Consider the following 26,657-nt stretch of genomic DNA (forward strand, 5'->3'; position numbering starts at 1 on the left):
AATCTTATGCTTATATTTATTTTGTATTAAGGTTTTCCAGTCAATAAAACAGGGGGTATTCTCTGGAAACTACGGCTGGATTTAAAATTAAATGAATGAAAAGTTTAAAAAAACAGCTCGGACAGTTTCCCGATGAAAAAAGAAAAGAATATTTCAGTACACTACCGAATTATCTCAACGGGCGATTTCAGAATATATTAACAACACCGGCATTGTTAGAAGGGGAAAGTATGACTAAATTACTCCTTCAAAGCCTGTGCAAAGTTGAAAATACATCACCAAAGACCGCTCTCCCGTTTGTAGTGACTGATCTTAAGAATCTTCGTCCGGATGAAAATGTGTTGGTATGGTTTGGGCACAGCTCTTATTTCATCCAGGTGGATGGGAAAAAATTCCTGATAGATCCTGTTTTCAGTGGTAATGCATCCCCGATGCCCGGTTCCATAAAAGCTTTTCAGGGTGCAGATTATTACAAACCGGAACATATGCCGGATATAGACTTTCTGCTTATTTCCCACGACCATTGGGATCATCTTGATTATAAAACCGTTCAGGAATTAAAAGATAAAGTAGGTAAAGTTATTTGTGGCCTGGGAACCGGACAGCATTTCGAATACTGGGGCTGGAGCTTTGATAAAATTATCGAAAAAAACTGGTGGGAAAGTATAGACATTGCAGAAGGCTTCAGAGTTACACTCACTCCGGCAAGACACTTTTCAGGAAGATTGCTAAACCGTAATATCTCACTCTGGACATCCTTTGTTTTAAAAACTCCAACCAAAAATCTGTTTTTAGGAGGAGACAGTGGCTATGGAAATCATTTTACAGAAATTGGGGAAAAATACGGACCATTTGATTTAGCGGTGATGGAAACCGGACAGTACAATGAAAAGTGGCCTTATATTCATACATTGCCGGATCAACTGATGACAGAAATAAAAGAACTGAAAACCCAAAACTTCATCCCGGTACACAATTCCAAATTCAAGCTTGCCCAGCACATCTGGTATGAACCATTGGAGCTCGCTTCGAAACATGCAGAAGAAAACGATATACCGATAACACTTCCGATGATTGGAGAAAAAGTAGATCTGGATCAGCTGGGAACTGCAGTCTGGAAAAAATGGTGGGAAGACTATATATAATTAAAATCCTTTATGTACTACTACAAAAAACTAATAACATTATTAATTATGCTTTACAGTATTTTATCATACGCTCATTCCTATGAAAAAGATACTCTGCAGGGCGATTTTACATACCGTTTAAAAGCAAAGTTAAATAGACAAATGGATTACATTCACGAGGAGCTATTCTCATTACAGGTAAGTAACAACCGTGCATTTTTTACGAGTGTTCAATCCCTTAAAAGAGATTCGGTGATAGAAAATTCTCTGCAGACAACAAAAAATCCGGATGGAAGCATAAGTCTTAGCCTGGCAGGGGTGTCAGTGCCCAAAACAAGATTTCTCTCTACCATAGTACAGTCCAATGAAAATGTACAGTATTTCCAGTTAGCCGGAATGTCTTTGCTTACATATAAGCAACCCGTTATGAACGGCTGGAAACTTATTAATGAATCAAAAATAATTAATACACTACATTGCAAAAAAGCCGAGCTCAGCTATAGAGGAAGAAACTGGATGGCATGGTATTCTACTGAAATCCCATTTCCCTATGGTCCCTATAAATTTGGTGGATTGCCAGGACTGATCATTACAATAGCCGATGAAACAGGAGATTTTGATTTTGAACTTGTAAAATCCGTACCCAGTGCTGCACTAAAGGGTAAACCTGTTAAGATCAATAAAAGAAGATATACAGAAGCCATAGAAACGACACAGCCAAAACTGGAACAGGCATTAAAGACTGCCAGAGAAAATACTGCTGCTGTGCTGGCAAGCTATGGAACAACAATTTTAAAAGGGCAGGAAATTGTACGACAAAGGGAAAGAGAGCAAAAACAGAACCTTGCATATGATAATCCGATAGAACTGGAAAAATAAAATCCGGCCCATTATTGGGCCGGATTCTTCCTTCTTATCAAAAAATAATCACTACAAAGGTTCTTTATGATTGACCTTGGTATGAATGATATCGTAAAATACAGATGGATTTGCAGCATCAGGTGTAATTCTGTAAGTAAATGTTGTTTCGTTCAGAACCAGAATATCTACAACACGGGTAAAAGTAGGAGTGGTAAGTGTTCTTTTCTTTCCATCCGGAGAGATAGACCATGTACCTTCGGATCTTAACACATCATTTAAACCGAAAATTTTAAAAGTACCGTTAGCTTTGAAGTAGGAATATCCCACAAATCCGGCTACACTCGCATCATTTAATGCAACATTATTTCCATTTTTATCCTTGGCACCAGTCGTTTCCCAGGGAGTGGAAGCCAAAGTAAGCTGTCCATTCGTTGGTTCAGCATGAGAAGTTCTTGTATGGATGATATCAAAGTAAACAGACAGATCACTGGAGTTAGGACGGATTCTGTACGTGAATTCATTTCTGTTCAAAACAAGAATTTCAACATCTCGGGTGAAAATAGTTGTCCCATCCGGGTTTAATGCTGCAATAGTTCTTGTTTTTCCCTGAGCATCTACAGACCATGTTCCCATAGATCTTAATACGTCAGTCAAATTATAAATTGCAAACTTTCCATCTGCTTTGAAATAAGCAAAACCCACATATCCGGATACACTGGCATCGGTAAGGGGCACACTGTTTCCGTTTTTATCTTTTGCTCCTGTAGTTTCCCATGGGGTAGAAGACAGTGTCTGTGAGGGAGTCTGCTGCTCAATATTCATTTCATTGTCGTCATTTGAACATGAAACGAATGATGCCGATAGCAATACGGCTGCTGACAGATAACATAATTTTTTCAGCGTATTCATAAGGGTATTTTTAAGTCTTTGCAAACTTATCCCTAATAAATAGCAATGTGTTGTATAAAATATATCTTTTGTTGTAGAAAATATAACAGATCCCAATTCAGAATGAGAAAAATGATGTTATGTTCAAAATTTGCATCAAAAAGTACCCAATTCCCATCCTTTGGAGGTGTGGCGAAAATTCAAAGAATTTTTGACGGGGTGGTTTTTAGCATTATCTATTAAAATCAACTTTTTACCATAAAAATTCAGCAAAAACTCTATTTTTGAGCATGAATAACAGAAACCGTGGGAAAAATACCGGCGATGATACCTTATTTGGTTCAGAGAAGCAGCTTAGTAAGCTGAAACTGGCTGTTGAAGATATGCAGTACCTGTTAAGCAGAGATTACCCGGAAAAAGCGGCTTCGGATCTTGTAGGGAATAGGTATCGGCTTAAAACCCGCCAGATACAAGCTCTTCGGGGAGCATCAGCATCCATTCAGCAGCTTCATAGTAGACAGCTGAAGCATGTTGGTACTTCAGATTTAAAAGAGAAGACGATATATCTGGATGGTTTCAATGTTCTTATCTTACTGGAAAGTCTGCTTTCCGATGCGTATGTTTTTGAAGGATTGGATGGCTGCATTCGTGATCTTTCTGGTGTGCATGGAACCTATAAAAGAGTTAATCAGACCTTGAGAGCAGTAGAATTGGTGGCATCTTTTTACCGGAAAAATCAGATTCATCAAATTGTATGGATATTTGATAAGCCTGTTTCCAACAGTGGAAGAATTAAACAGATTGTTCTGGATTTTGCCAAAGATCATCAACTCAACTGGGATGCAGATCTGCAATTCAATCCTGATAAATTTCTGGCAGAAAGTTCAGCAATCGTTATTTCTTCAGATGCCTGGATTCTGGATCACTGTAAAGAATGGTTTAATCTGATCGGATATTTGATTACAGAGGAAAGTCTTCCTGTTAATCTGATCAAAATGATGTAAAATATGAATCTGTTCGAACCCTATATTGCTCTGTTTTCTGAAACATGGAAAGATCAGTACAAAGTCCTTGTAGCAAAAGAACATCTGGAAAACCTTGAAAAAAATATTCATAGATTTAAGGAAGGAAGCTTAGATTGGGATTTCCCTTATTTTAATGAAGAAATAAAGATCAACAGACAAGAAAGCTTTGAAAAGTTCTTAGAGATTCTTGATAATAATGATTCAGATAAGGTAAAAGCCAAACTTCTGGAAACTATTTCAATTGAGCATTGGCTGAATGTTTTAGGACAAAGATTGACTTCAGCAAGCATCCGTGATGAAAATGCTATTCCGCCATTGAAAGCAATGCTGATCAATGCCTGTCAGGAACCATTTAACAATGAAATAACGATTGCACATAGAGCCTGGGAAAAGCATATTGGAAGAATGGATGATGATTTCTGGGGAGAAATCAAAGGAAATAACTGGCAGAAGCAGGAAAAAGTAATGGCAAAAATCCATGATATTCTCGATAATAAAACCTGGTGGAATGTTTTCTTCCACTACAAACATGAGCTGGTTTTTGAAGTTCGGGAAAAAGAAGGTCATGGAATCCGCTGGAGCCACGGCGGAACAAAGCTAATCGGTTTTCTGGAAAAATTCATCAACGAATAAAATGCAAACATCTGTGTCATTTGTGAAATCTGTGGGAAAATAAAAGCTCCCACAGATTATGCTGCTTTTACTCTTAAAATTATTTCACCTTTCGTCTTTTTTCACCTACTTTTTTACTGCGTAGAAACATTGCGTACTAAGCTTCTAGTTTTGCAGATATAATTAATCAGAAAGTCAAAGCAGTAGCTTAATCTGGAAAAGCATATCCATGGAGGATAGGTTGCTGGTTCGATCCCGGTCTCTTTGGCTTTCATTTTAAAATATAATACCATGCTTAAAAAACTATTGATTTATCTGAACATTATTGATGAAGTTCAGATTCCCATACCCATACAGAGGAGGAATAGAACTCCAATGGAAAAAGCGTTGGAGCTCTCCAGAGCCGAAATGCTAAAAGAAAGACAAAGAATTTTACAGGAACAAAAAAGAGAAGCCTCAGAAAAGTTAGCGCAAGAAAAGATGGTGAAAGAACCTATTCTTACACTGAGAGAAAGAAAAACAAATCGAAGCTATCATAATAAAATTAAAAATCTTGCAGAATATACAACGGGTTATAGACAATACTGTCTTGAGAAAACAAGCAATCAGCATATGTTGAAAACAAAAGAATACCATATCTATGCTAAAGCCGGAACTACAGAAGCATTCCAGATTTATGAAAATGCCTTTATAACCCATAATGAACATAAAATGCTCCGTGTAGAAAGTGATTACTTCGTAAAGTATATCCAGCAGGAATATAATCCGATAACTCAAATGATAGAAAATGCATACGACTGATACCATAAAAAAATATAAAATATTCTCCGGAGAAGATTGGGCGAATATTGTTTTTGATGAACATACTCTGATAGAAATGTATGCTAAAAACGTCACTTTTCATTGCACTGAAATACAGGGCAGCCTGGTTTTGCGGGGTGAAGAATGCCGCTTCCCGGAGCTGAAACTTATCACAGGAAACCTTTCTATTGATGCCAAAAACTGTGAACTGCCAAAGCTGGAAACAGTAGAACGTCATTTTACCATGCATTGTCATACTGTGATGAACAGCCTTAAACAAGTCAGAGGAAATTTTAAGTGTATTGTGGATACGACTTTTAAAAACCTGGAAACTATCGGAGGATGCATTTCTGTAAAGAATGCCACCGTAAATACGAGGAATGGAAAGTTGCTGAAAACAAGAGATGTTATTCTTGTTCAGTATCAGTTTCAGGCAGATTTGCTTTTGAAAGACGGTATCTTTGATATCAATATCCTTGGAGATAATATTACCATTCCTCATCAGGAAATCCGGGGTAAAATTACCATTGTAGGGAGAAATGTTTCATTCCCGAATCTGGAATTTGTTCAGGGCACGCTTAGAATAAGAAGCGAATATCATATCGGGCATAAATTTACCCATCATTTTCCTTTCCTGAAGAAGTTGATCGGTAACCTGAAATTTGAAAATACTGGGGTTTCATTTCCGGTGCTTCAGGAAACCAGTGGAAGTATTCATATGGAAAATGGTTCTTATGTCACTTTTCCGGCGCTTGAAAAATCCGGCAATATAATGCTTAATGGAAGAAGCAGAGGATCATTTCCGGTTTTGACAGATATTAATGGAAATTTCATTTATAATGGTTCTGAAAAGTGCGAATTGAATGCTCTCCGATATGTGAAAGGCGTTTTCAATACCTATAATGCGGTTGCTCCCAACATTGCTGAAGTAGGGGATCTGATTATTCATGAAACCGATCGTTTTGAACACCTTCAAAAAGTGAACGGGAAAATTCAGTTTTTGTATAATGTGAACCCTGAAACATGTTTTAAATCGTTGGAATATCTTGGGGAATGGGGGGATTCCAGGATGAATGGACTGAAGTTTCCTGCCCTGAAGTGTATTAATAACTATTTGTACGGTACCTATGATGGCTTTGAGCATATCGCAAAAAATGTTTATTTTAAAATAAATAATAACCTGCATCTTACAAAAGATCATTTCATTATCTCGCGGACATCTTTTCCTTATATTTTTCAGGAAAAACGCTATCCTTTAAGAAAACTGGTTGGAATCCTAAAATTAAGACACAGCAGTTTTCAGAATTTTGAAACCCGTGAATATGAAAGACAATGGGAGTCTTATACCACTCCATTTTTTAAACAGGTTTTAGATAAAATTGAAAGTCTCTGGATGGAAGTGGAGCCGATGAAATATGAAAAATTCTTTAAAGCAGAAGATCGGAATTTTAAACTGTTCTGCTTCAGTTATTATGGCGTAGGAAATCTGATGGAAAAACTTGAAGCCCAAAAGATCAATGAAAAAGAAATTGAAGTTACCTACCAGGAATATGATGAAAACGGAAACGCAAAACTAATCCGAAAAGTCAACCGTTATGAAGTTCATGAAGTTGAAAACCGTAAATTGGGAGTATTCATCTGGGGAAGGAGAGCAGAATATTCTTATGCAGTGAAATGTTATTGTCCATCTACGGAAAAAGAGCACTGGTTGTGGATAGAGGAAGGATATAAAGGTGATGCTTTGACAGCCATTGCATCTACATTCAGAATACACAGCAACCTGATCCCTTATATAAAATGCCTGAAGAGACAGGGCGATTTGCTTATATGCGAATTAAAAGAAAAAATAACTCCTACCGGAGAAATACGACCACTTACCGCTTCAGAATACTTTAATCTTCTGAGAGCGGAAACATAAACAAGAAACAGTAGTTTAACTGGAAAAATATTCCATTCAAAGGAAGGTCATCAGTTCGAACCCGGTCTGTTTCTATTTTTAAATAAAAGTAACCAATAATAAAACAGTAAAAACAAATGAATACTTATATTGATATTGGCATTAATCTGACCAATAAACAATTTTATAATGAACACGAAGAAATTATCAACCGCGCATTAGATCATGGCGTTGAACATATGATTCTCACTGGAACCAGTATACGTGGAAGTAAAGAATCTGCGGAAATTGCAGAAGAATATCCTGAAATCTTGTTTTCAACAGCCGGAATTCACCCTCACGATGCCAAATCTTTTAATGAACAAAGCATCGCCGAACTGAGGAAATTATTAAAACAGGATCATGTGATTTCAGTAGGTGAGTGCGGACTGGATTTTGACCGTGATTTTTCCCCCAGACCCGTTCAGGAAAAATGCTATAAAGCACAGCTGGAACTGGCGATAGAAGTCAATAAACCCCTCTTTCTTCATGAAAGATCAGCATTTAAAAGATTTAATGAGCTTACAGATGAATACCTTTCCCAATTACCCCAAGCCGTTGTACATTGTTTCACCGGAACATTGGATGAAGCAAAGATCTATCTGGATAAAGGATTTTATTTAGGATTTACCGGAGCCATAAGCGATGAAAAAAGATTTAAACACCTTGAAGACGTTATAAAATATATCCCTCTTGACAGGATGATGATTGAAACAGATGCTCCATTTATGCTTCCCAAGAATATGCCGAGAATGCAGAACAGAAGAAATGAATCTTCGTTTTTACCTTATGTGGCACAAACCATTGCCCATCTGAAGAAGATCAGCATTTCCGAGGTTGCAGACGAGACCACAGAAATTGCCAGAAATTTTTTCAGACTATAAAAAAGAGCTCTACTGATAAAGTAAAGCTCTTTTTTTATAAATAATTATTCTTTTACAAACTCTTTATTGCCGATTCTAAAGCCAGCTCCATCATAGGATTCAAAGCTTTTTCTCTTTCGTCAGCAGAGATTTTCTCATGGGTAGGGATAATATCCGTTACGGTAAGAATAGTCGCTGCGTTTTTTCCTAAATGCTGGGCATTCGCAAATAAACCGAAAGCTTCCATTTCTACTGCAGGACAGTTATATTTTGTAGCAATTTCCGGAGTGTCAGGATCTTTTCTGTAGAAAATATCACTACTGTGGATATTGATTGCTTTAGCATTTAGAGATAAATCTTTAGCCGTTTCATTAATCGTGTTAAAGATATTCCCCTGGTGAGAAAGAATTTCGTCTTCAATTCCCCATGCATATTTGGCATAAGTACTTTCGCTGGCTGCTTTTTCAATATTTAAAATATCAAAAAGTTTAAGATCCGTATTGTAAGCACCACAAGTTCCAATTCTGATGATGGTATCTACTTCATATTCTGTAAACAGCTCAAAAGAATAGATTCCGATACTTGGGAAACCCATTCCACTAGCTCCTACAGTGATTTCTTTACCTTTATAAAGTCCTGTATAATATAAAATACCTCTGGTTTTACTTACCAGTTTAGCATTTTCTAAATAATTTTCAGCAATATACTGTGCACGAAGCGGATCCCCCGGCTGCAATACTACTTTAGCAATTTCTCCTTTTTTTGCACTGATGTGAATACTCATAATATTTTTTTGAATGAGGCAAAGATAATAACTTTTAGTTTGTTTCTGTAATTGCGAAAATGGGAACTGTGAAACCCTCTCTTATTAATAAAACATATAAGATGTTATTAATAAATGCTTTAAATAATTTTTTATAAAAAGTCCTTTGCAGAATTCAAAACCTAATCTTGTAAATACAGAACAATAAAAGAATAACGAAGAGCAGGTATCGTGAAAGCAGTCCGGCTACTTTTGCAGAAGTAAAACATATAACATTTTAAAAATGAAAATAGAGCATATTGCCATTTGGGTGAAAGATCTGGAAAAATCCAGAGTATTTTATCAGAAATATTTCGGAGCTGTTTCCAATGAAAAGTACCATAATCCTGTCAAAAACTTTCAGTCTTATTTTTTAAAATTTGAGAATGGATGCCGTCTTGAAATCATGACCAGTCCGGATATCAAAGAAAGTGAAAACTCTTACGAATTCCAACAGTTTGGAATCATCCACCTTGCATTCACTGCGGGCAGTAAAGAAAAAGTAAACGAGCTGACAGAAACATTAAGAAAAGACGGATACAAAGTTGCCGGAGAACCGCGAATGACAGGAGACGGATATTATGAAAGCGTCATCCTTGATCCGGAAAATAATATCATTGAAATCGTATCATAATAAGTCATTGTGAGGAGCTTTAGTGACGAAGCAATCTTTATAGTAATGAATACGTAATTTCAAACCTTATAGGTTTTTAAAACCTATAAGGTTTAGATTGTAAGATTTATTTTGTTGAAAACCTTTGATTTTCGTGCGCCTTAAAAACGGCATAATGCTGATAACCTTTGCGTCTTTGCATTTTTCAATACTTTAATTCCATATTTAACATGAATCTTCTTCATAAAAATTTTATTCTCAACGAAATAATTTTATTTTTGTTAGATCATGGAAACCAAGTCACCGTTTTTAGACACGATGTTTTTGCTTCGTAAGGAAGAATGTATTACTCTTTTTTCTGGCTTACAGCAAATTTCCCCTCAGGAAGAGGCGGAAGCAGGAGATTATTTTGAAACAGAATTCGAAAAAGAACGACTTGAGTTTTTGTCTGATCAAATTACCTTTAACAAAGAAACTGCAGTTTGGGCAGCCAAAGTGCTCTACCATAGCGCACAGCTTTATCTCATTAGAGAAAATACAGAAAAAAATATTGATCATCTGATTCCCGGATTCAAAGGAATACGGGACATTCCTTCTATCTTATCTGCAGACTTATCACTGAGATTTTTACCACAGGTCATGGTTGCTTTGAATACCGCTGATCCTGAAGATCCACTGATTGCCATGCTGGAGAATATTCTTACGCAGTTTCACTATTCAGGAATAGGGTATGATCTTGATCTGAAGAATGTGAACTGGAAGGAAGAACTGAAAGACAATACATACAGAAAACTCTATCTGGAAAGAATTGTTGAAAAAAAGGATTATAAGCTGGCAGAAATTCCGTTTATCAATAAACTACTAACAGCCGAATTCGGAATGCACAAAGATGCATTCTGGCGAGAACTAAAAACTATAACCGAAGACCATAATGAAAACGTATGAGAAAGTATTTGAATTTTTAACTGACCCTACAAAAGAGACATTCCTGAAATGCCGTGAATTGGTGATCAATAACCCCGAATATGATCCCTATTCGGAAGATATTGAAAAAATACAGGATTTATTGAATGAAGAAAAATTTGAAGAGGTGATACAATATGTCAATGTCAATATTCTGCTGAGTCCCAGAGCACATATCTGTAAATACTTTGCTTATAAAGAACTGGGTGATGAAAAAGGCAGGAGTATTGAAATGACCATTGCACAGCTTATTTTCGAATGCCTTGAAAAAACAGGAGACGGAACCAAAGATTCTCCCTACATTATTACAAGAATTTCCGATGAAAGAGATCTGATCAGGCATCATCTCAATAAACAGGATATTTCACAAAGTTTGGTCAAAGACGAAGATCGAGTCATGGATGTACTCACGCTGGATGACGGAACTCAGTTGTATTTCGATATCAAAGTGCCTTATCAGAGACTCGCTTTCTCATTCAGTAAAAGAAATAAACAGCCGGAAAATAAAGAAGATAAGATCCCGAAAAAAAAGTGGTGGAAATTTTAATTTTTTAAATCAATGAACCAGAATATAAATCAGCTTAATACAGTTCTTAACTACGTAAAAGATACTTTTGTAGGTAAAAATGATGTCGTAGATCTGTTGGGAATATGCCTGTTGGCAAGAGAAAATGCATTTTTATATGGACCTCCGGGTACTGCAAAATCTGCAATTGTCAGAACGCTGGCTAAAACAGTGAAAGACGGAAAAAACTTTGAATATCTGCTTACAAGATTTACAGAACCGAATGAAATTTTCGGACCTTTTGATATCAGGAAACTGAAAGAGGGTGAGCTCCTTACCAATACGGAAGGGATGATGCCTGAAGCCTCTATGGTTTTCCTTGATGAGATCTTTAATGCAAACTCCGCTATTCTGAATTCCCTTCTGATGGCACTTAACGAAAAAATATTTAAAAGAGGAAAAGAAACCAAACACCTTCCTGCGCTGATGTTTGTAGGAGCAAGTAACGTTCTTCCGGAAGATGAAGCACTGAACGCATTATTTGACCGTTTTCTGGTAAGAATTAATGTAGACTATGTTAATCCTGAACTCTTACAACAAGTACTTCTGGCAGGAAGAAAACTGGAAAACGAAGAAGAAACGGAAATTCCGGAAATCCATGCTGACGCAATCAGGCAGCTTCAGAGTCTGTGTAGAACAATAGATCTTAAACCCATTTATGAAGTTTATCTGAATACCATCATGAGCCTCAGAAATACCGGGATTGCTATTTCAGACCGTAGAGCGGTAAAACTTCAGAACCTGATTGCCGCAAGTGCTCTGATCTGCGGAAGAAATGAAGCGGTACTTTCCGATTTATGGGTTTTGAAACATATCTGGGATACCGAAGAACAGATTGAAATTCTGGAAGGGATTATTAACAGGACTATCGAGAAAGATGATCATCCGGATTCCCATCCACAGGCCATGCAAAACAAAACTCCCAATCCTGAAGAAGTCATGAAAGACGTAAAAATTCTTGTGGAAAAATGGAATGGAGGACCATTGAGTTTTGAAGAACAGAATGTGATTAAAGATAAACTGAGATACCTGCAAACCCGTTGCGCCTGGATCAGAAATCAGGAGCAGAAACAGTATATCCAGCAAGAAATTGAAACCTTATGGCAGAAGATCCTTCAAAGCGTTTAAAAGAATTCTGGGCGGAAATTCCCCGTGCTGATGAAGATTTTCTGGGTTCCATCAGAGACTGGAAGAATATTCAGATTGCCGTGGATGATGAAACAATCTGGTTAAAAGATTTTACTGACGAACAGGCGGCAGCCTCAGTAATACAACAATTGCCGGATTTTATTCTATATGAACTTCGTGATGGGCTTTTATTCAGAAAAGAGGCTTTGGTTCCCAGCAAAAAGATGAGAACAGCATTGCTCTGGATTCCTATAGACAAAGCATTGCAGCTTAGTCTTCCGCCTTCGAACCAAAACTATTTCGGGATTCATGAACAGGTTCAGGTACAACTGAAAGAAAGCAATGAAGAACAGCCGGCAATCGCCTTACTCAGTACTATTGCTGATATTAAGGAAACTATTGCCACATTGCCCAAATTTAAACTTGAAAAAATACAATGGACTTTGCTGGGAGACAAAGCATTGTTCCTGGGAGTTCCTCTGCTAAGCTTTCCCGGAAAAGCCTACTGGACTAAAGACAGACATTTACTGCCGGCCGGTCTGGATTTTGAATTTAAAAATGTAAGCACACTGCTGCTGCAGAAATATAATAAAGAACAGGAAGGATGGTTGTTATGGGATGAAAATGGAAACTGTATTTTAATTAAAGATACCGATTTCCGTCCGTTGTCCATAAGCTCATTTCGTCTTACTGAAAAATCAAGAGAATGGAATTAAATACTTATTTCCAGTCCTACGAAAATTATTTTTGGGAATGGAAAACAGATGAAGATGTTCCCGGAGATTCCGGATACAATGAAAACAATCTTCTCTCGGTTCCGGGAGTGGGAGCGATAGCTTACAGGCCTTATGTCATGGAGATTTTGAATTATCTTCAGCCCGTGGGATGGCCTCCGTTCGGCGCATTGCTTATGGTTTTATATGCAATGCAGGATGGCTACACGGATTTTGCCGGTCCCTTAAGACGTACAGCAGAGTTTTATAGCGGAGAAGATTTTGAATTCAGAGCGGAAAAACAAATTGAATTTCTTGAAAAAATAAAAACACTTCCAAAAGTTTATAAACAAAGGCAGAACAGAATTGTACTGCTGCAGACCCTTTTTGAAAACGGGCACAACAGGCTGTCACCAGGGCTTTCCGATGGTTTTTTAAGATCCTATTATAAAAGACCGCATGAAATTGCTTCCAGTGCAGAAAAACATGATGACGGCTCATCAGCTTTAAACAAAGATTTAAGTGCTTTGAACCTGAACGAAAAGTTTCCTACAGTACAGTCCATTATTGATGCCATGAAAGGATTGATTCATGAGCCGGAACTGGATGATGAGGTGGTAGAAGAAGAAACAACTGCAGATTCTGATAAAGATTTTATCAAAGAATTAATTGATGAGCCAAAGACCTTCCAGGTGGGAAGCCTGATCAAAAGAATCTGGAGTGGTCTGAAAATTCCCATGCGCCATCTTTCTCCGGGTGAACAGCCTATCGGAGGAATTTCTGATATGAGCAATAAAGGTGATTTCCATAGGATGCTTCTTTCCGAATTTGCCAATGAAGATGATGTCTTTATGAATCGTGTAGCCAATAATGAGGCACTTTATATTCAAAGAGAAATTCCACCTGAAGAAAATATTTTTGAAAGAATTATCCTGATTGATACTTCCCTTAGAAACTGGGGAACGCCAAAAGTGTTGGCTTATGCCTCTGCAATAGCCGTTATTAAGCACCCAAAAGCCCATTCTGAATGTAAAGTTCTGGCTTTGGGACAGGCTGCTACTCCTATTGCGCTGAACAAAGTGGAAGAAGTGGTGGAAAACCTCAATCAGGTAAGTGCAGTTCTGGAAGTTTCGGAAGCTCTGGAGAAGTTTTTTAACGAACATCATTCAGAAAAAGATGTGGAAGTTTTCTTCATTACCCATCAGGATAATATGGCTGATGAGGAAATTCAGCGGGTTGTACATCAGAATAGAGATCAGCTGAAATTTTTGGTAACAACAGCTTCAGATGGTGAAATCAATTTTTACAAACATCACAAAGGAACAAGAAAGCATATCCAGAAAATAAAACTTCCATTGCAGGAGCTGTGGGCCAATCCGCCACAGCAAAAACAATCCACTCAGAACTTCAACGGAAAGAAAACCGATCTTCCACAAAACTATCCGATTTTATTCCCAACGCCGGTTAATAAGATCGCTAAGTTCTTATATGATGGAGAGTTTTTTATTCTGAGTTCAAAAAAACAATTGCTGAAGACTTATCTTTCCGATAACTATTACGACAGACATTCTTACGATTATTATAAAACCCATCACGGATGTGAAGTGTTATTTGATAAAATTTCCATAAAACCTAGAGGACAGTTTGCCCTCGCAAAAAACAGGCAGCAACACTTTATTCTGTGTCAGTATCAGTCTGATCAGAAATTGATTTCAAAGCTTAATCTTAATACGGGAGAATATTCTGAACAGAATCTTACAGGAATGAATATTCCGGAATATTATCAGCTGACTTATTTCGGACGGACATTTTATATTCATCATCCGGACAGTGTTACCCATTATAAAATCAATATTGACGGGAATATTTCTGTAGAGCCTGTTACCGGAAAAGAGAAAGAATTTGAAAAAAATATTATAAAAGCTGAAGCAGAAGTCGCTAAATTGAAAGGAAGCGGATTGAGGATCATCAATAACTTCAATAAAATAGGAATTAATCAGCACAACAATCTGGTTGTTTCCGGAAATGAATTATACAGTGCCTCCGAAAACACACTTGATTTTTCTAAAAACAAATACGATATCAGAATTTTCGCAGAGCAGAATAAGAATAAATTCACATTCCCCGATGGAAGTGAAATTGTTACCGATTCAAGAGGAATGATAAGCTTCCGAAGCAGTAACAAAAGTATTGAAGAATTCTTTATTCCGTCTACGTTGGGCGGTTTTCTATCGTTAGCTACCTATACGGAATTCGGTGGATCAGAATATTATCTTCCGGAACATGCCCTGTTGAAAGTAAAAACAATGGATGATATGTGTGATAGGTTTTTAAAACCTTTTATAGAACAGATTTTGGATTATGGAGCTTAGAATAAAACCTTTCCCGAAAAATAACTACCCGAAAAAAGGACTTTTGATTAAAGGTCCTTCACCTGTGGTATGGCTTCAGGAGATGGAAATGCTTGGGGTCAATTTACATCAGGTAAAATCCTTTGCTATTCCTGCTGATAGTCCCAATGTACTGTACGGTTGTTTTCTCGTTTTTAATGATCATGCTCCCCATGAAATTGGCAGGAATGCTTATTTTCAAAGTGTAGATGACAGGCTTTTCATTCCCGAAAATACAACCTTTTATCCCAAAATAAATCCTGAAGACTGGGCACAGCTTGATTCCCGGTTTTTGATTATGCATCCCGAATTCGGACTCGTAAAACTCTCAGAAGAAATTGACTGGATTGTATTGATTCAGCAGCCGGGAACAATCACTGACAGCGTCCGAAAACCACTGAATGGAGTTTCAATCCCTCAGAAAATAGAAAGCTATACGGTGGAAATGGATGATGAAAAAGTAATGGAAGCATTACAGCCCAAACAAACCGAAGAAGAATGGATGAATAATCTGCCATTTGACCTTAAAAAAGTATTGGCCGGAAATAAAAAAGAGATAGAGAAATACCTGAAATATATTGAAAAATACCCAGAAAGAGCGATAGAATTAGGCGTTTCCCTGGATGTAATGGGAATTTCCAGAGGAGATGGTTTTGGCAAATTTACATGGCTGGAAGGACTATTCGGTGGTGGTGCAGAAGGTAAAAAGGAGAGCGCAGGAACCAGAAATTTTCGCAGAGTATTTTGGGCGGTCATTATTGCGGCAATCGTTTTAAAGATAGCATTACCTTCAGATAGAAATAGTTCAGAACAGGAAGAAAATACCAATTCATCGGGAACTATTGTAAACAGCACAGTAAAAGAACCTTCTGATATGATAGCTTTCCAGTCCGGGACATCAGAAATTGACCTTAAGATAGATTCAATGTATCATCAGGAAAGAAAAGGGCTGTCCAAAGAACTTATTCATGCCGGAATTATAGAATCCAAAACAAAAGAAGACAAAGAAAATTATAAAAAAGCAGGAGGAAGAGATGTAAGCGAAATAGGAAGAGATATCGAAAAGCTTGTTAATAAAGAAAAACAGAGCAGAGATTCTCTCAAAATCATCTACACAAAGAAAATTACAAAACACCTTGAACAAAAAACTGAAAATCTGAAACGTAAAATTTCAGACTCTTTAAAACAATACACCAAAGGAAAACCAGTGAATGATGATGTTGTAAAATATCTTCTGAAAAAGAAGAAGGCATTGATGGCTGATTCATTAGGAAAACTGTACGGAACATTGGATATTGTAGATCCTTCTTCTGCTGCTATCGATAAATCAAAAGTGAAAGCCGTGGGAAAGGAAGGAAACCCATTAGAGAAAAAAGCCCCGATATCAGATATTATGTATATGGTGATCCTGATGATTGCTGGTGTAGGACTGTACTCATTCCTGTTTAAAAACAAATCTTTAAATCTGGGTGGAGACAATGTACCTGGCTGGGTAAAGTTTGTTTTAATTACCATTCTAGTGGCTATGCTTATGTATTTGTTTTATCCGTTGGTAAGAATGTTTGGATACAACTGGTTTGTATGGGTTATGGTCGTTGGTGTGTTATTACTCCTGTATCGTCTGTTTAGAGAAGATAAAACCATTTTAAACTCCGATGATGATGAATAAACAAAAATTTATAGACAAATTCATGGCGGCATTTGTACTGCTTGCCCTATTTAAGGTTATCGGAATTGTAGCCCAGTTATTCCATGAAAGTTTCTGGAATGTGGTTGGAACATTAGGCGTTTTCTTAATTGTAGCCTTCATCATACTTCTTGTGATTACTTCTTTAAAGGATAAAGAACGGAACAAAAGCAATTCTGCCGGAAGAAAAGGCAGTGGAAGCAGCAGTTTTTATCTGGAAAATTCACTTTTCGACAGAATCCGCAGCAAATATGAAGAGCTGGCCGAAAAATACATTGCGGAAAAAGACTATAAAAAAGCAGCAAGAATCTATATGAATCTTTTGCAGGACAACTACAGAGGCGCAAAGACATTGGAAAATGGAGAACTTTATAACGAAGCAGCAGTAGTATACCTTAAAAAACTGAATAACAAATCCGATGCAGCCGCTTGTTATGAAAAGGCAAAACAGCATAAAAAAGCTATTGATCTTTACAAAGAAATGGAACAGAAAGAAAAAGTAGGAGATCTTTATAAAGAAATCAACGATCTTAGAAATGCCCATTACTATTATCAGATGGTTGCCGATGATTATGTGAAAAACAACCAGATGGTAAAAGCTTCTTTGGTGTACCGGAAAAAGATGGAGAAAACAGAAGAAGCCCAGAAGGTGTTATTGAAAGGATGGGAAGAAGATAAAGATGCTTTCAATTGTTTGAATAACTATTTCGCCAATATCTTTGATGTTAAAAAATTAGAATCTGAAATATTGAATTTATACGAAAAGACTCCAGCCTATAAAAAAATTACTTATCTGGAAGCAATGAAACATGAATTCAAAAAAGATCCGAAATTACATACTACAGTTAGAAATATAGCCTACGAAATTATCGCTGATAAAGTAAGCACACGCTCAGAAATTGTGAATGAACTCAAATTTTTTAACCCTGATGATGCAGTAATTCTCAAAGATATCTCAAGATTCAAAACCGGAAGAAATAAAATGTTTAGAAATTAAAAACTGAAAATAGAATCTCCGCTACATCTAGACAATTGTTTTCCAGATTGTAGGAGTAGTTTAAGACGTCAGAAAATTATAGATTTCCAGTAGGAGATCTGCAATACATTTTCTCAGATTATTCAGATTACGCAGATTTTTTATCATTAAGATCTGCTTGATTTGCAAAATCTGCGAGAGGTAAAAAAATAAAAAAAATCCTTGTGTCTAATCGCAATTTTCTTGAGATCGTTTTCGTGGTTTTGCATATTTGAAACCTTCCCGAAATTGTGAAAATTATAAAATAATATCAAAAAAGATTTATCTTTGCACCAGAAAATTATGACAATACAAAGAGCACATATCAATGCAGAACTATTCGAAAGTCCTTCTAATAAAGGATTATTCGGATATGATGAGGTGATATGGAATGAGGCGAAATGTGCTGACTTTGGAAATTATTTACTATAAACTTGTAAAAAATTAATCAAAATACAACAGAAACGCCTCGGAAAACCGAGGCGTTTTTTGTTTTTTAGGTCAGAAATTATTTAGAATGAAAAAAAATAACCATAAACATGAAAAATTTTTAATAAACAATGAAACTTTAATACGATAAAATAGAGTGATAAGCAACCCAGTGAGAGACAGTCATTTAGGTAATTAAGATATCTGCAAAATATTGCGGACAGAAATTCTCTATGCTGAAAATACAATATAATTATCTGATTATCAGTAATTTAATTTAAAAATTTATTTGCGGATTCCAAAAATTCATATTTACTTTGCAACCGAAAATTGAAAGCAACAGGTTTTCAGGATTCAATTAAAAATAATTTAGAAACAAACAAAAATAAAATGAAACATTTACACAACATATTCAATCAATATTCAAGACTATTCGGACAGGAACCGACAGGTGTTGCGTGTATTCTTGAAAGTGGAATTGTGGATAAAAGGTGCTTATATACGTGGGTCAGCTAATGATCTCTTACGTTAAAATATATGAAGCGCCTCCCGAAAAGAGGCGCTTTTTTTATGGTTTCTTTAGCTTATTTGGTAAAGCGCCGGTCTGTGGAACCGGAGAACAGGGTTCGATCCCCGGAGATACCCAAAGGAGAAAATCTCATGGCTCAATTGGATAGAGCGTCGGTTTACGACACCGAAGGTTGAAGGTTCGAGTCCTTCTGAGATTACAAAGAATGTGAATTTTAAAATTAGCAAGTCAAGCAAATTGATGATTCACAAAACCAAAACAATCTCATAGCTCAAATGGTTAGAGCAGCGGTCTTTTAAACCGGGGGTTGAAAGTTCAAATCTTTCTGGGGTTACAAAAGCGGTTCCGTAGCTCAGCTGGATAGAGCATGGGTTTTCTAAACCCAGGGTCAGAGGTTCGAGTCCTCTCGGAATCACAAAAAGGTTCATGGAAAATTTCCCATCCGGCTGTCTCCCGGAAAAGAAACAGAAGTGAACCCCAAAGCTGGAAAGATAACGGTGGTTGTTTACCCGTCTTGGACGCGGGAGGTCGCAAGTTCGAATCTTGCTTTCCAGACAATTTGTTCCATTAACATAGTGGTAAGTGCATTCGGCTTGCTACTGAACGGGAAAGGGTCAATCCCCTTATGTAATAACAATGATTTCGTAGCTCAAGTGGTTAGAGTGTCGGTCTGATACACCGAAGGTTGAAGGTTCGAGTCCTTCCGGAATTACAATGATTTTGTAGCTCAATGGCAGAGCGCCGGTCTGTTAAACCGGAAGTTGAAAGTTCGAGTCTTTCCGGAATCGCAGGTAACTAATTGTTAATTGTTTCAGGAGAAAAAGTAAAAGTTTGTCGAGAGCAGAAGATCTTTACGCCAAACACGGAAAATACAGACAGGCTTTTCTTCTCTCCGGATTAATTAAAAGTTAAGAATATCATTTATAAATTTTTAGGTAAAATAAAGTTTGTTAAGCGCAGAAGTTCTTATATCAAACAATTTTAGACAGACTTTATTTTTTTTAATCTGATGGTTCGCCGAAGTGGAAGAGTCGGGGCGGTCTGCAAAACCGCTGTGTCAACTGAGTGGGTTTGAATCCCATAGCCATCTCAATGTAAAAACTATAGGAGATATAAGAATCTTTTATCATCTATAGCAAAGAATATCCTTTATTAATAAAAGAAAAAGGCTGTCGAGCGCAGAAGATCTTTAATCAAACATTCAATAAAGACAGACCTTTTCTTTTTAAAAGAAAAAAGTGAGGAATTACTTATTCATTACTAATTGCTCATAAAATCCGGAAGTACGCCGAAGTTGGAGAGTCGGGGCAGACTGTAAATCTGTTGCTTCATTGCTGAGTAGGTTCGAATCCTACTACTTCCACCAACCACTGATAATGTAATGGCAGCATGCAGGAAATGTACTCTTGTTGTTCAGGTTCGATTCCTGGTCAGTGGGTTAACGCTCTATTCGTCTAACGGTGAGGACGCCTGCCTTTCGAGCAGAAAACAAGGGTTCGATTCCCTTATAGAGTACTGGATGTGAATAGCTGGTCAATATTGAATGATATTAATACCATGAAAGTTCAGATTTTTTTTAAAAAAATTGGCCAGTTACCATTCACACAAAAAAATGAAGAAAAGAGAAAAAGGACTGTCAAGAGCAGAAGATCTTTAGTCAATAAAAATAGACAGCCTTTTACTTTTTTTTAACAAAACACATTAGGAATGAGAAAGGTTTGTCAAGCGTAGAAGATCTTTACAAATACTAGCAGGCATAATTTATAAACAGACAGAGCTTTCTCAAACCTGACATTATATGAGTAATAAGCAATGAATAATAAGTAATAATAAAAGAGAAAATATTACTTATTACCAATTAATCATTACTTATAAAAAACCTGCGGGAATGGTGGAATGGCAGACACTCTTGATTTAGGATCAAGCTTTTGGGGGTTCGAATCCCTCTTTCCGTACAAAAAATATAAGTAATAAATAATGAGCAATGGGTAATAATAAAAAGAGAAAATACTACTCATTACCAATTACTTACTCATGAATTACTCTGATAGTGTAATGGCAGCATCTCAGTCTCCAAAACTGATGGTATCGGTTCGAGTCCGGTTCGGAATGCAAAGTATGAAACCAGTAACGGGTTATCATTTATCAATTAACAATAATCATTTATCAATTTAAAATATGTAGAAAAAATGGAAACGCAACAACAAACATGGCAGAATATGAATGGAAAAATTTTCCAACACTCTATCACACAGCTGGTAGAAGAAGCCATCATCCGCGAACAGGCCAACGGACACCGTCTGAAAGTATGTGTGGGATCAGACTCTCATGTATATGGAGATGCCATCAATTATGCTACGGCAGTAGTATTTATTCGTGAGGGAAAAGGAGCGTTTACCTTTATTAGAAAAGAAAGAGAAATACAGAGTATCAGTATCAAGGAGCGAATGCTGAATGAAGTCAACAAATCCGTTGAAATTGCATACGCGATCTGCTCTGTGTTGGATACTTATGGTGTGGAAATGGAGGTACACGCAGACATTAATACCGACCCGGATTTTAAATCCAATGTAGCATTAAAAGATGCCATGGGATATATTCTCGGAATGGGATATGTGTTTAAAGCAAAACCTTTTGCCTTCGCAAGTTCCAACTGTGCTGATATGATGGTGTAAAAAAGCTGGAAGCTTAATAATTATAAAATTAAATCATGGAAAAAACAAAAAGATTACTATTTCTGGATGATATAAGATATCCTGTTGAGGCCTATCATTATACAAAACAGGATATTTTCCTCAGAAACGACTGGCATATCGTTCGGAACTACGAGCAGTTTGTCAACAGGATTTTGGAAAAAGGACTTCCGGAAATGATCTCTTTTGACCATGATCTTGCAGACGAGCACTATTTGAAACAGGATTCTCAGGAATTTGTTGAAAAAACAGGATACGACTGCGCCAAATGGCTGGTAGAATATTGCATGGATAATTATTTGGATCTTCCAAAATTCTATAGTCACTCCATGAATCCGGTAGGAAAGGAAAATATTCTTTCCCTTTTAAAAAACTTTAAAAACTAAAACAAAATGATTTTCAAAACATATAACGCTATAGAAAATGCTTACCAGGCCCGCGTGATCGAACAGATCAGGATGCAGGGTTTTGGGGATGAGGTTTTCATAGTGCAGGAAAAAGTTCACGGAGCTAATTTCTCTTTCTTTACCGACGGAAAGGAAATTAAAATCGCAAAGAGAACTGCTTTCATCGAAAAAGATGAGAAATTTTTCAATGCGCATCATATTTTGGAACACTACAAAGAAAATGTAATAGAAGTGTTTCAAAAAGTGAAAGCCATTTACCCGGATGTAGAAACTGTAGTGATCTACGGTGAATTGTTCGGTGGCGGTTACAAACATAAAGAAGTAGAACCTGTAAAAGATGCTGTGAAGGTACAGAAAGGCATTGAATATGCCCCTCACAACGAATTTTACGCTTTCGATATTAAACTGAATGGGATTACCTATTTGGATACAGAAGTGGTCAATCAGATTTTTGAAGAGACAGGATTTTTCTATGCTAAAATTTTGTTTCAGGGAACCCTGGAAGAAGCTTTGAAATTCCCCAATGTTTTCAATTCACAAATTCCGGCCTGGCTGGGATTACCAGAATTGGAGAACAATATGTGTGAAGGAACCATCGTAAAAACTTTGAAAACCAAATACTTTGGAAACGGAGCCAGAATTATTCTGAAAAATAAGAATGAAAAATGGGTCGAAAAATCCAAAATGGTTAAAAAAGAGGGTAAAACTGTTCATAAACAGGTTCATTTCGGTGAAAAAGCGCAGGAAATCTGGGAAGAAATCCAAAAGTATGCTACAGCCAACAGATTGAATAATGTGGTGAGCAAAATAGGCGAATTCGAACCTAAAATGATAGGTAAGGTGATTGGTCTTTTTTCACAGGATATTTTAGAAGACTTTCAAAAAGACTTCCCGGCAGCTTTTGCCGCGATTGAAAAAGAAGAGCAGAAAAGGATCAACAAAAAGTTGAATTCTTTAGCGATTGATTTTATAAAAGAAGAGTTGATGACTCTTAAAGTATAGTTTCGGTAATTTTTTACCGGAACTTTTTTATGTATAAACTTAACCATCAATATCAGAAGAACGAAAACACTTCATTGTATTAAAGAGAAATAAAACTTATGAAAGTGTGACAATTCCCATCCTTTGGAGGGGTGGCGAAAATTCAAAGAATTTTTGACGGGGTGGTTTAAAAAAGAAAAAACAATTAAAAAAATGAAACCCAATATATTTTTTACAGCAGACCATCATTTTGGTCACGAGAATATTATAAAGTTTTCAGAGAGACCCTTTGAATCACTGGACCACATGAATGAAGAACTTATTAAAAGATGGAATGAAAAGATTGAGCCTGGTGATACAGTCTACCATTTAGGAGACATGAGTTTAGGAAAACCAGACTTTACAAAAGAGATTTTGGATAGATTAAATGGAAATATCCATCTGATTAAAGGCAATCATGAAGGAGCAGCTTTAACGTATCCCAAACGATTTACCTCCATCAGAGATTATCACGAACTGAAAATTGATGAGCCGGACCAAAGCAATGGCAAACAGAAAATTATTCTTTTCCATTACGCCATGCGTACCTGGAATGGCTCACATCGCGGTGTCTGGCAGTTATACGGTCATTCACACGGAACCCTGCCGGATGATGAGATGGCACTCAGTTTTGACGTTGGGGTAGACTGCCACAATTTTTATCCGGTTTCCTACGAGGAAGTCAAAGAAATAATGAAAAGGAAAAAATGGACGCCTCCATTTGCTCCAAGAAACTAACAATTAACAATGAAAGGAAGCTGAAGAGAACTATAAACCTGATAACTTCTAACCTCCAGTTTCTAATTTCAAAAAAATCATGAAGACAACCAATGAGATCATAATCATCGATCTGGAAGCCACATGCTGGGAAAACGACAGAATTCCCGTCGGGCAACAGGTCGATATTATCGAAATAGGGATTTGTAAATTAAACTTAACATCAAAAGCAATTTCCCAAAAACAAAGCATTTATGTAATTCCTGAAAGATCAGAAATCAACAGATTCTGTACAGAACTGACCGGAATTACTCCTCAACTGATAGAAGAAAAAGGAATCTATTTTGAAGAAGCCTGTGAAATGATCAGAGATCAATACAGTTCCGCACCGCTTACATGGGCAGGATATGGAAACTTTGATGGAGAGCAGATTATAGAACAGTGTGACTGGCTCGGGATAACCAATCCTTTTTCAGAAAACTATATGAATGTGATGCATGAATTTAAAAGACATTTTAAATTACACAAACAAATAGGACTTAAAAGAGCCTTGAGTTATCTGAATATGGAATTTGAAGGTACCCATCACAGCGGAGCAGACGATGCTTACAATACAGCCAGAATTTTAAGTAAGATTCTGTAAATAGTAATCAGAATGGAAGACTGAAACTAAAGGCGGGAGGTAATTCACAGACTATGGAAACTTCCCGTATCCGTCTTCTATCCTTTAACAATTAAATTTTAAACAAGTGAAAACAACAGAAAATATATTAATAGTAGACCTTGAAGCAACGTGCTGGGAAAACCGGCCGCCAAGAGGTCAGGAAAGTGAGATCATCGAAATCGGAGTATGCATTATGAATGCAAAAACCGGTAAGATCTCTAAAAATGAAGGGATTTTAATAAAACCCCAACATTCAAAAGTAAGTCCGTTCTGTACGGAATTGACGACCCTTACCCAAAATATGCTGGATCATGAAGGCATTATGCTGGATGACGCTTTTGATATCCTGAGAGCAGAGTATGATTCCGAAGAACTGACATGGGCAAGCTATGGAAATTACGATCTGAATATGCTTCAGAATCAGGCAAGAAGATTCTACACAGATTATCCGATGAGTGATGACCACATCAATGTGAAGACATTATTCGGTGAAATTCACCCTACCATCAGGAAAAGTGTCGGAATGAACAGAGCTTTGGGTGAATTGGGGATGACTTTAGAAGGTACCCACCACAGAGGAGTGGATGATGCCAAAAATATTGCAAAGATTCTGCATTGGTGTCTTCAAAAGTCCTTATAAAATTTTAAAAATTCATATATTTAAATATCTTGATTCTTAATATATGATTGAAAAATATAATGTGCTGGAGCATATCAGAATGCGACCTGCAATGTATATAGGTTTTCTGAACCATTTTGGCTTTAATGAATTAGTAAGCTATTTTATTGAAGATTTCATCAGAGCAGGAATCTATGATATCATTTTCATCCTGAAAAAAGATAATAGACTGATCATGAAATGGACCAGTCCTGAAAAAACGCTTTTTAATACAGAAATCATAAAGAGTATTGATCAATATAAACAAGGAGAGTTTTATTTATCATTGGCAGGTATTATTGCACTGACGGAGTATTCTTCAATTGAGATTAATGGTTTACCTGTATTACAATCAGAAAAAGGAAATTTTGATATTTTGGGCAGCATCAATCATATTAATGAAGAAGAAGCATGCAGTTGGATGATTGATTTCATTCCTGATCAGGATATTTTTAAAGGTTTGATTTTGAGTTACAAGGTTTTGAATGATTTATTCAGAAGATTTTCCTTTTTGAATCCAAATTTGAAAATAAGAAGTATTGATGAATCTGGAGATGAACAACAGATTAATATTTTTCATTATTCAGATGGTTTAGCTGAGATCATAGATTATGAAGTGCAAAAGAGATTGCAGTATGATTTCTGTTTTTTTACATTGAATTTTCAGAAAAAAACAGAATATTCATATTCAGTAGCATTTGCCTTTGTTGATAGCCAGATCTTTAAACCTAAAATCAAGATGTACGCCAATTATAAAGAAACCATTTTGGGAGGATCTTTACTGGATGGAATTATACAGGGATTTAAGATGTTTTTGAAGAAAGAAGCGGCAAAGAGAGATATAAAATTGAATATAAGTTCGTCAAGACTAAAAAAACACCTGTTGCTTTATGGTTCTGTGCAGGGAGATCTTACATTTTTGGGTTCAACAAGATGGAAGCTTGGAACTCCAAAAGTACAGACAGAAATTAAGAAATTTATGTATGAAGAACTGAAACTTTATTTTGCTAACAATGAAGATAAGGCAATTCATATTCTACAAATCGTACAGGATGAATAGTATAAAAAGGCTCCCTTTAATATGGGAGCTTTTTTTGCTATTATAGACAATACTTTCACTGATTGTATCAAATAATTCCTCCGGAATAGAATGTCCCATCCCTTCAATGAGAAGCCATTAGGCATTGGGAATAGAATCCGCAATATCTTTTCCACAATCAGGATGAATGATCAGAGTAGGAACTCTTATTTTCTTTAAGAGTTCAGCATCATACTGGAAAGAGCCTATAGCTAAAGGTTACGGGATGATTTCATTTTGGTTTTGGTCCCTGTATTTATTATTTTAAAAAAAATTAACGTATCCGTAAGGTAAACTGATTTTGCCGTATGGTATGATAATTTCTAAAATTAAGACACCAAATGATGTGTAAATATCATAGTAGACAGCTTTTATCTACTTTTTTATCAATATATCTTTAAACAGGGAATTGTTTTTGTTTAGTTAAATGCTTTAATAGCAATTGTTTTATTAACTTAATATTTGTTAAAAAA

Annotated in this window: 26 protein-coding genes and 13 tRNA genes; 37 read left to right on the forward strand and 2 right to left on the reverse strand. The window is 36.5% G+C overall.

Annotation, left to right across the window (positions count from 1 at the left end; translation table 11 throughout):
- The first annotated feature begins 95 nt into the window (after positions 1–95).
- Positions 96–1,145 (forward strand): MBL fold metallo-hydrolase, encoded by a 1,050-nt coding sequence (locus tag FB551_RS19090; protein ID WP_047428350.1) that lies wholly within the window; start codon positions 96–98, stop codon positions 1,143–1,145.
- 12 nt (positions 1,146–1,157) lie between these two features.
- Positions 1,158–2,006, forward strand: a complete 849-nt coding sequence (locus tag FB551_RS19095) for a GLPGLI family protein (protein ID WP_142018581.1) — start codon at positions 1,158–1,160, stop codon at positions 2,004–2,006.
- Between the two features lie 51 nt (positions 2,007–2,057).
- On the opposite strand, the gene FB551_RS23550 is transcribed toward FB551_RS19095, so the two are convergent.
- The gene (locus tag FB551_RS23550; RefSeq protein ID WP_226798737.1) at positions 2,058–2,897 is read right to left on the reverse strand and encodes a DUF4822 domain-containing protein; all 840 of its coding nucleotides are present in this window, start codon (positions 2,895–2,897) and stop codon (positions 2,058–2,060) included.
- A 269-nt stretch (positions 2,898–3,166) separates the two neighbouring features.
- Here FB551_RS23550 and FB551_RS19105 point away from each other — a divergent pair, with 269 nt between their 5' ends.
- From FB551_RS19105 to FB551_RS19130, 6 genes are all read left to right on the forward strand, one after another.
- Positions 3,167–3,880 (forward strand): DUF434 domain-containing protein, encoded by a 714-nt coding sequence (locus tag FB551_RS19105; RefSeq protein ID WP_167497898.1) that lies wholly within the window; start codon positions 3,167–3,169, stop codon positions 3,878–3,880.
- A gap of 3 nt (positions 3,881–3,883) precedes the next feature.
- Positions 3,884–4,534: a hypothetical protein gene (locus tag FB551_RS19110; protein ID WP_142018583.1), complete on the forward strand. Its 651-nt coding sequence runs from the start codon at positions 3,884–3,886 to the stop codon at positions 4,532–4,534.
- Between the two features lie 175 nt (positions 4,535–4,709).
- A tRNA-Pro gene (locus tag FB551_RS23385) sits at positions 4,710–4,781 on the forward strand.
- A 23-nt stretch (positions 4,782–4,804) separates the two neighbouring features.
- The gene (locus tag FB551_RS19115) at positions 4,805–5,314 is read left to right on the forward strand and encodes a hypothetical protein (protein ID WP_142018584.1); all 510 of its coding nucleotides are present in this window, start codon (positions 4,805–4,807) and stop codon (positions 5,312–5,314) included.
- Positions 5,301–7,232: a hypothetical protein gene (locus FB551_RS19120; protein ID WP_142018585.1), complete on the forward strand. Its 1,932-nt coding sequence runs from the start codon at positions 5,301–5,303 to the stop codon at positions 7,230–7,232. The genes FB551_RS19115 and FB551_RS19120 overlap by 14 nt, the downstream gene beginning before the upstream one ends.
- Positions 7,233–7,348: 116 nt before the next feature.
- The gene (locus FB551_RS19130; RefSeq protein ID WP_142018586.1) at positions 7,349–8,134 is read left to right on the forward strand and encodes a TatD family hydrolase; all 786 of its coding nucleotides are present in this window, start codon (positions 7,349–7,351) and stop codon (positions 8,132–8,134) included.
- A gap of 52 nt (positions 8,135–8,186) precedes the next feature.
- Here the strand turns inward: FB551_RS19130 and deoD are convergent, their stop codons facing one another.
- The gene (gene deoD / locus FB551_RS19135; protein WP_047428333.1) at positions 8,187–8,897 is read right to left on the reverse strand and encodes a purine-nucleoside phosphorylase; all 711 of its coding nucleotides are present in this window, start codon (positions 8,895–8,897) and stop codon (positions 8,187–8,189) included.
- 262 nt (positions 8,898–9,159) lie between these two features.
- On the opposite strand from deoD, the gene FB551_RS19140 reads away from it, so the two are divergent.
- From FB551_RS19140 to FB551_RS19265, 29 genes are all read left to right on the forward strand, one after another.
- Positions 9,160–9,549 carry a VOC family protein gene (locus FB551_RS19140; RefSeq protein ID WP_142018587.1) on the forward strand — a complete coding sequence of 130 codons (390 nt, stop codon included), beginning with the start codon at positions 9,160–9,162 and terminating at the stop codon, positions 9,547–9,549.
- Positions 9,550–9,816: 267 nt separating this feature from the next.
- A complete protein-coding gene (locus FB551_RS19145) occupies positions 9,817–10,473 on the forward strand; it encodes a hypothetical protein (protein WP_167497899.1) in 657 nt (218 codons plus the stop codon).
- Positions 10,460–11,038 (forward strand): DUF4919 domain-containing protein, encoded by a 579-nt coding sequence (locus FB551_RS19150; protein WP_047428328.1) that lies wholly within the window; start codon positions 10,460–10,462, stop codon positions 11,036–11,038. The genes FB551_RS19145 and FB551_RS19150 overlap by 14 nt, the downstream gene beginning before the upstream one ends.
- 12 nt (positions 11,039–11,050) lie before the next feature.
- On the forward strand, positions 11,051–12,184 hold the full coding sequence (locus FB551_RS19155) for an AAA family ATPase (protein ID WP_142018588.1): 1,134 nt from the start codon (positions 11,051–11,053) through the stop codon (positions 12,182–12,184).
- Positions 12,157–12,900, forward strand: a complete 744-nt coding sequence (locus tag FB551_RS19160) for a hypothetical protein (RefSeq protein ID WP_142018589.1) — start codon at positions 12,157–12,159, stop codon at positions 12,898–12,900. The genes FB551_RS19155 and FB551_RS19160 overlap by 28 nt, the downstream gene beginning before the upstream one ends.
- Positions 12,891–15,269 carry a hypothetical protein gene (locus tag FB551_RS19165; protein WP_142018590.1) on the forward strand — a complete coding sequence of 793 codons (2,379 nt, stop codon included), beginning with the start codon at positions 12,891–12,893 and terminating at the stop codon, positions 15,267–15,269. Before FB551_RS19160 ends, FB551_RS19165 begins: the two co-directional genes overlap by 10 nt.
- Complete coding sequence (locus FB551_RS19170; protein ID WP_142018591.1) at positions 15,259–16,956, forward strand: APC family permease; 1,698 nt, start codon at positions 15,259–15,261, stop codon at positions 16,954–16,956. Before FB551_RS19165 ends, FB551_RS19170 begins: the two co-directional genes overlap by 11 nt.
- Positions 16,949–17,971, forward strand: a complete 1,023-nt coding sequence (locus FB551_RS19175) for a soluble NSF attachment family protein (RefSeq protein WP_142018592.1) — start codon at positions 16,949–16,951, stop codon at positions 17,969–17,971. Before FB551_RS19170 ends, FB551_RS19175 begins: the two co-directional genes overlap by 8 nt.
- Before the next feature lie 321 nt (positions 17,972–18,292).
- Entirely contained in the window at positions 18,293–18,421 is a 129-nt protein-coding gene (locus FB551_RS19180) for a hypothetical protein (RefSeq protein WP_047428305.1), read from the forward strand.
- 387 nt (positions 18,422–18,808) lie between these two features.
- On the forward strand, positions 18,809–18,934 hold the full coding sequence (locus FB551_RS23605) for a hypothetical protein (RefSeq protein WP_262711519.1): 126 nt from the start codon (positions 18,809–18,811) through the stop codon (positions 18,932–18,934).
- 62 nt (positions 18,935–18,996) lie between these two features.
- Positions 18,997–19,064 (forward strand) — tRNA-His (locus tag FB551_RS19185).
- 8 nt (positions 19,065–19,072) lie between these two features.
- Positions 19,073–19,146: transfer RNA gene (locus tag FB551_RS19190), tRNA-Arg, on the forward strand.
- A 61-nt stretch (positions 19,147–19,207) separates the two neighbouring features.
- Positions 19,208–19,281: transfer RNA gene (locus tag FB551_RS19195), tRNA-Lys, on the forward strand.
- A 7-nt stretch (positions 19,282–19,288) separates the two neighbouring features.
- Positions 19,289–19,362: transfer RNA gene (locus tag FB551_RS19200), tRNA-Arg, on the forward strand.
- A 68-nt stretch (positions 19,363–19,430) separates the two neighbouring features.
- A tRNA-Pro gene (locus FB551_RS23390) sits at positions 19,431–19,502 on the forward strand.
- A gap of 83 nt (positions 19,503–19,585) precedes the next feature.
- Positions 19,586–19,659, forward strand: a tRNA-Ile gene (locus FB551_RS19205).
- 4 nt (positions 19,660–19,663) lie between these two features.
- Positions 19,664–19,735, forward strand: a tRNA-Asn gene (locus FB551_RS19210).
- Positions 19,736–19,955: 220 nt separating this feature from the next.
- Positions 19,956–20,037: transfer RNA gene (locus FB551_RS23395), tRNA-Cys, on the forward strand.
- A 189-nt stretch (positions 20,038–20,226) separates the two neighbouring features.
- Positions 20,227–20,313, forward strand: a tRNA-Tyr gene (locus FB551_RS19215).
- A gap of 77 nt (positions 20,314–20,390) precedes the next feature.
- Positions 20,391–20,462, forward strand: a tRNA-Glu gene (locus FB551_RS19220).
- Between the two features lie 367 nt (positions 20,463–20,829).
- Positions 20,830–20,902 (forward strand) — tRNA-Leu (locus FB551_RS19225).
- Positions 20,903–20,988: 86 nt separating this feature from the next.
- Positions 20,989–21,059, forward strand: a tRNA-Trp gene (locus FB551_RS19230).
- A gap of 77 nt (positions 21,060–21,136) precedes the next feature.
- Positions 21,137–21,622: a ribonuclease H-like YkuK family protein gene (locus FB551_RS19235; protein WP_047428299.1), complete on the forward strand. Its 486-nt coding sequence runs from the start codon at positions 21,137–21,139 to the stop codon at positions 21,620–21,622.
- 35 nt (positions 21,623–21,657) lie between these two features.
- Positions 21,658–22,026 carry a cyclic-phosphate processing receiver domain-containing protein gene (locus FB551_RS19240; RefSeq protein ID WP_142018593.1) on the forward strand — a complete coding sequence of 123 codons (369 nt, stop codon included), beginning with the start codon at positions 21,658–21,660 and terminating at the stop codon, positions 22,024–22,026.
- Positions 22,027–22,032: 6 nt separating this feature from the next.
- A complete protein-coding gene (locus FB551_RS19245) occupies positions 22,033–23,049 on the forward strand; it encodes an RNA ligase, Rnl2 family (protein ID WP_142018594.1) in 1,017 nt (338 codons plus the stop codon).
- 192 nt (positions 23,050–23,241) lie between these two features.
- A complete protein-coding gene (locus FB551_RS19250) occupies positions 23,242–23,805 on the forward strand; it encodes a metallophosphoesterase family protein (RefSeq protein ID WP_047428648.1) in 564 nt (187 codons plus the stop codon).
- Between the two features lie 79 nt (positions 23,806–23,884).
- Positions 23,885–24,427: a 3'-5' exonuclease gene (locus FB551_RS19255; protein WP_142018595.1), complete on the forward strand. Its 543-nt coding sequence runs from the start codon at positions 23,885–23,887 to the stop codon at positions 24,425–24,427.
- Positions 24,428–24,533: 106 nt separating this feature from the next.
- The gene (locus tag FB551_RS19260; RefSeq protein ID WP_142018596.1) at positions 24,534–25,088 is read left to right on the forward strand and encodes a 3'-5' exonuclease; all 555 of its coding nucleotides are present in this window, start codon (positions 24,534–24,536) and stop codon (positions 25,086–25,088) included.
- Between the two features lie 43 nt (positions 25,089–25,131).
- A complete protein-coding gene (locus FB551_RS19265) occupies positions 25,132–26,166 on the forward strand; it encodes a DNA topoisomerase subunit B (RefSeq protein ID WP_142018597.1) in 1,035 nt (344 codons plus the stop codon).
- The last annotated feature ends 491 nt before the right edge of the window (positions 26,167–26,657 follow it).

The sequence above is a fragment of the Chryseobacterium aquifrigidense genome (genome assembly GCF_006716485.1).
In the GTDB taxonomy this organism is placed as follows: domain Bacteria; phylum Bacteroidota; class Bacteroidia; order Flavobacteriales; family Weeksellaceae; genus Chryseobacterium; species Chryseobacterium vietnamense.

Bases quoted from the DNA above. Each gene is read 5' to 3' on its own strand.
- FB551_RS19090 (WP_047428350.1), top strand. From the start codon at position 96: ATGAAAAGTTTAAAAAAACAGCTCGGACAGTTTCCCGATGAAAAAAGA.
- FB551_RS19095 (WP_142018581.1), top strand. From the start codon at position 1,158: ATGTACTACTACAAAAAACTAATAACATTATTAATTATGCTTTACAGT.
- FB551_RS23550 (WP_226798737.1), bottom strand. From the start codon at position 2,897: ATGAATACGCTGAAAAAATTATGTTATCTGTCAGCAGCCGTATTGCTA.
- FB551_RS19105 (WP_167497898.1), top strand. From the start codon at position 3,167: ATGAATAACAGAAACCGTGGGAAAAATACCGGCGATGATACCTTATTT.
- FB551_RS19110 (WP_142018583.1), top strand. From the start codon at position 3,884: ATGAATCTGTTCGAACCCTATATTGCTCTGTTTTCTGAAACATGGAAA.
- FB551_RS19115 (WP_142018584.1), top strand. From the start codon at position 4,805: ATGCTTAAAAAACTATTGATTTATCTGAACATTATTGATGAAGTTCAG.
- FB551_RS19120 (WP_142018585.1), top strand. From the start codon at position 5,301: ATGCATACGACTGATACCATAAAAAAATATAAAATATTCTCCGGAGAA.
- FB551_RS19130 (WP_142018586.1), top strand. From the start codon at position 7,349: ATGAATACTTATATTGATATTGGCATTAATCTGACCAATAAACAATTT.
- deoD (WP_047428333.1), bottom strand. From the start codon at position 8,897: ATGAGTATTCACATCAGTGCAAAAAAAGGAGAAATTGCTAAAGTAGTA.
- FB551_RS19140 (WP_142018587.1), top strand. From the start codon at position 9,160: ATGAAAATAGAGCATATTGCCATTTGGGTGAAAGATCTGGAAAAATCC.
- FB551_RS19145 (WP_167497899.1), top strand. From the start codon at position 9,817: ATGGAAACCAAGTCACCGTTTTTAGACACGATGTTTTTGCTTCGTAAG.
- FB551_RS19150 (WP_047428328.1), top strand. From the start codon at position 10,460: ATGAAAACGTATGAGAAAGTATTTGAATTTTTAACTGACCCTACAAAA.
- FB551_RS19155 (WP_142018588.1), top strand. From the start codon at position 11,051: ATGAACCAGAATATAAATCAGCTTAATACAGTTCTTAACTACGTAAAA.
- FB551_RS19160 (WP_142018589.1), top strand. From the start codon at position 12,157: ATGGCAGAAGATCCTTCAAAGCGTTTAAAAGAATTCTGGGCGGAAATT.
- FB551_RS19165 (WP_142018590.1), top strand. From the start codon at position 12,891: ATGGAATTAAATACTTATTTCCAGTCCTACGAAAATTATTTTTGGGAA.
- FB551_RS19170 (WP_142018591.1), top strand. From the start codon at position 15,259: ATGGAGCTTAGAATAAAACCTTTCCCGAAAAATAACTACCCGAAAAAA.
- FB551_RS19175 (WP_142018592.1), top strand. From the start codon at position 16,949: ATGAATAAACAAAAATTTATAGACAAATTCATGGCGGCATTTGTACTG.
- FB551_RS19180 (WP_047428305.1), top strand. From the start codon at position 18,293: ATGACAATACAAAGAGCACATATCAATGCAGAACTATTCGAAAGTCCT.
- FB551_RS23605 (WP_262711519.1), top strand. From the start codon at position 18,809: ATGAAACATTTACACAACATATTCAATCAATATTCAAGACTATTCGGA.
- FB551_RS19235 (WP_047428299.1), top strand. From the start codon at position 21,137: ATGGAAACGCAACAACAAACATGGCAGAATATGAATGGAAAAATTTTC.
- FB551_RS19240 (WP_142018593.1), top strand. From the start codon at position 21,658: ATGGAAAAAACAAAAAGATTACTATTTCTGGATGATATAAGATATCCT.
- FB551_RS19245 (WP_142018594.1), top strand. From the start codon at position 22,033: ATGATTTTCAAAACATATAACGCTATAGAAAATGCTTACCAGGCCCGC.
- FB551_RS19250 (WP_047428648.1), top strand. From the start codon at position 23,242: ATGAAACCCAATATATTTTTTACAGCAGACCATCATTTTGGTCACGAG.
- FB551_RS19255 (WP_142018595.1), top strand. From the start codon at position 23,885: ATGAAGACAACCAATGAGATCATAATCATCGATCTGGAAGCCACATGC.
- FB551_RS19265 (WP_142018597.1), top strand. From the start codon at position 25,132: ATGATTGAAAAATATAATGTGCTGGAGCATATCAGAATGCGACCTGCA.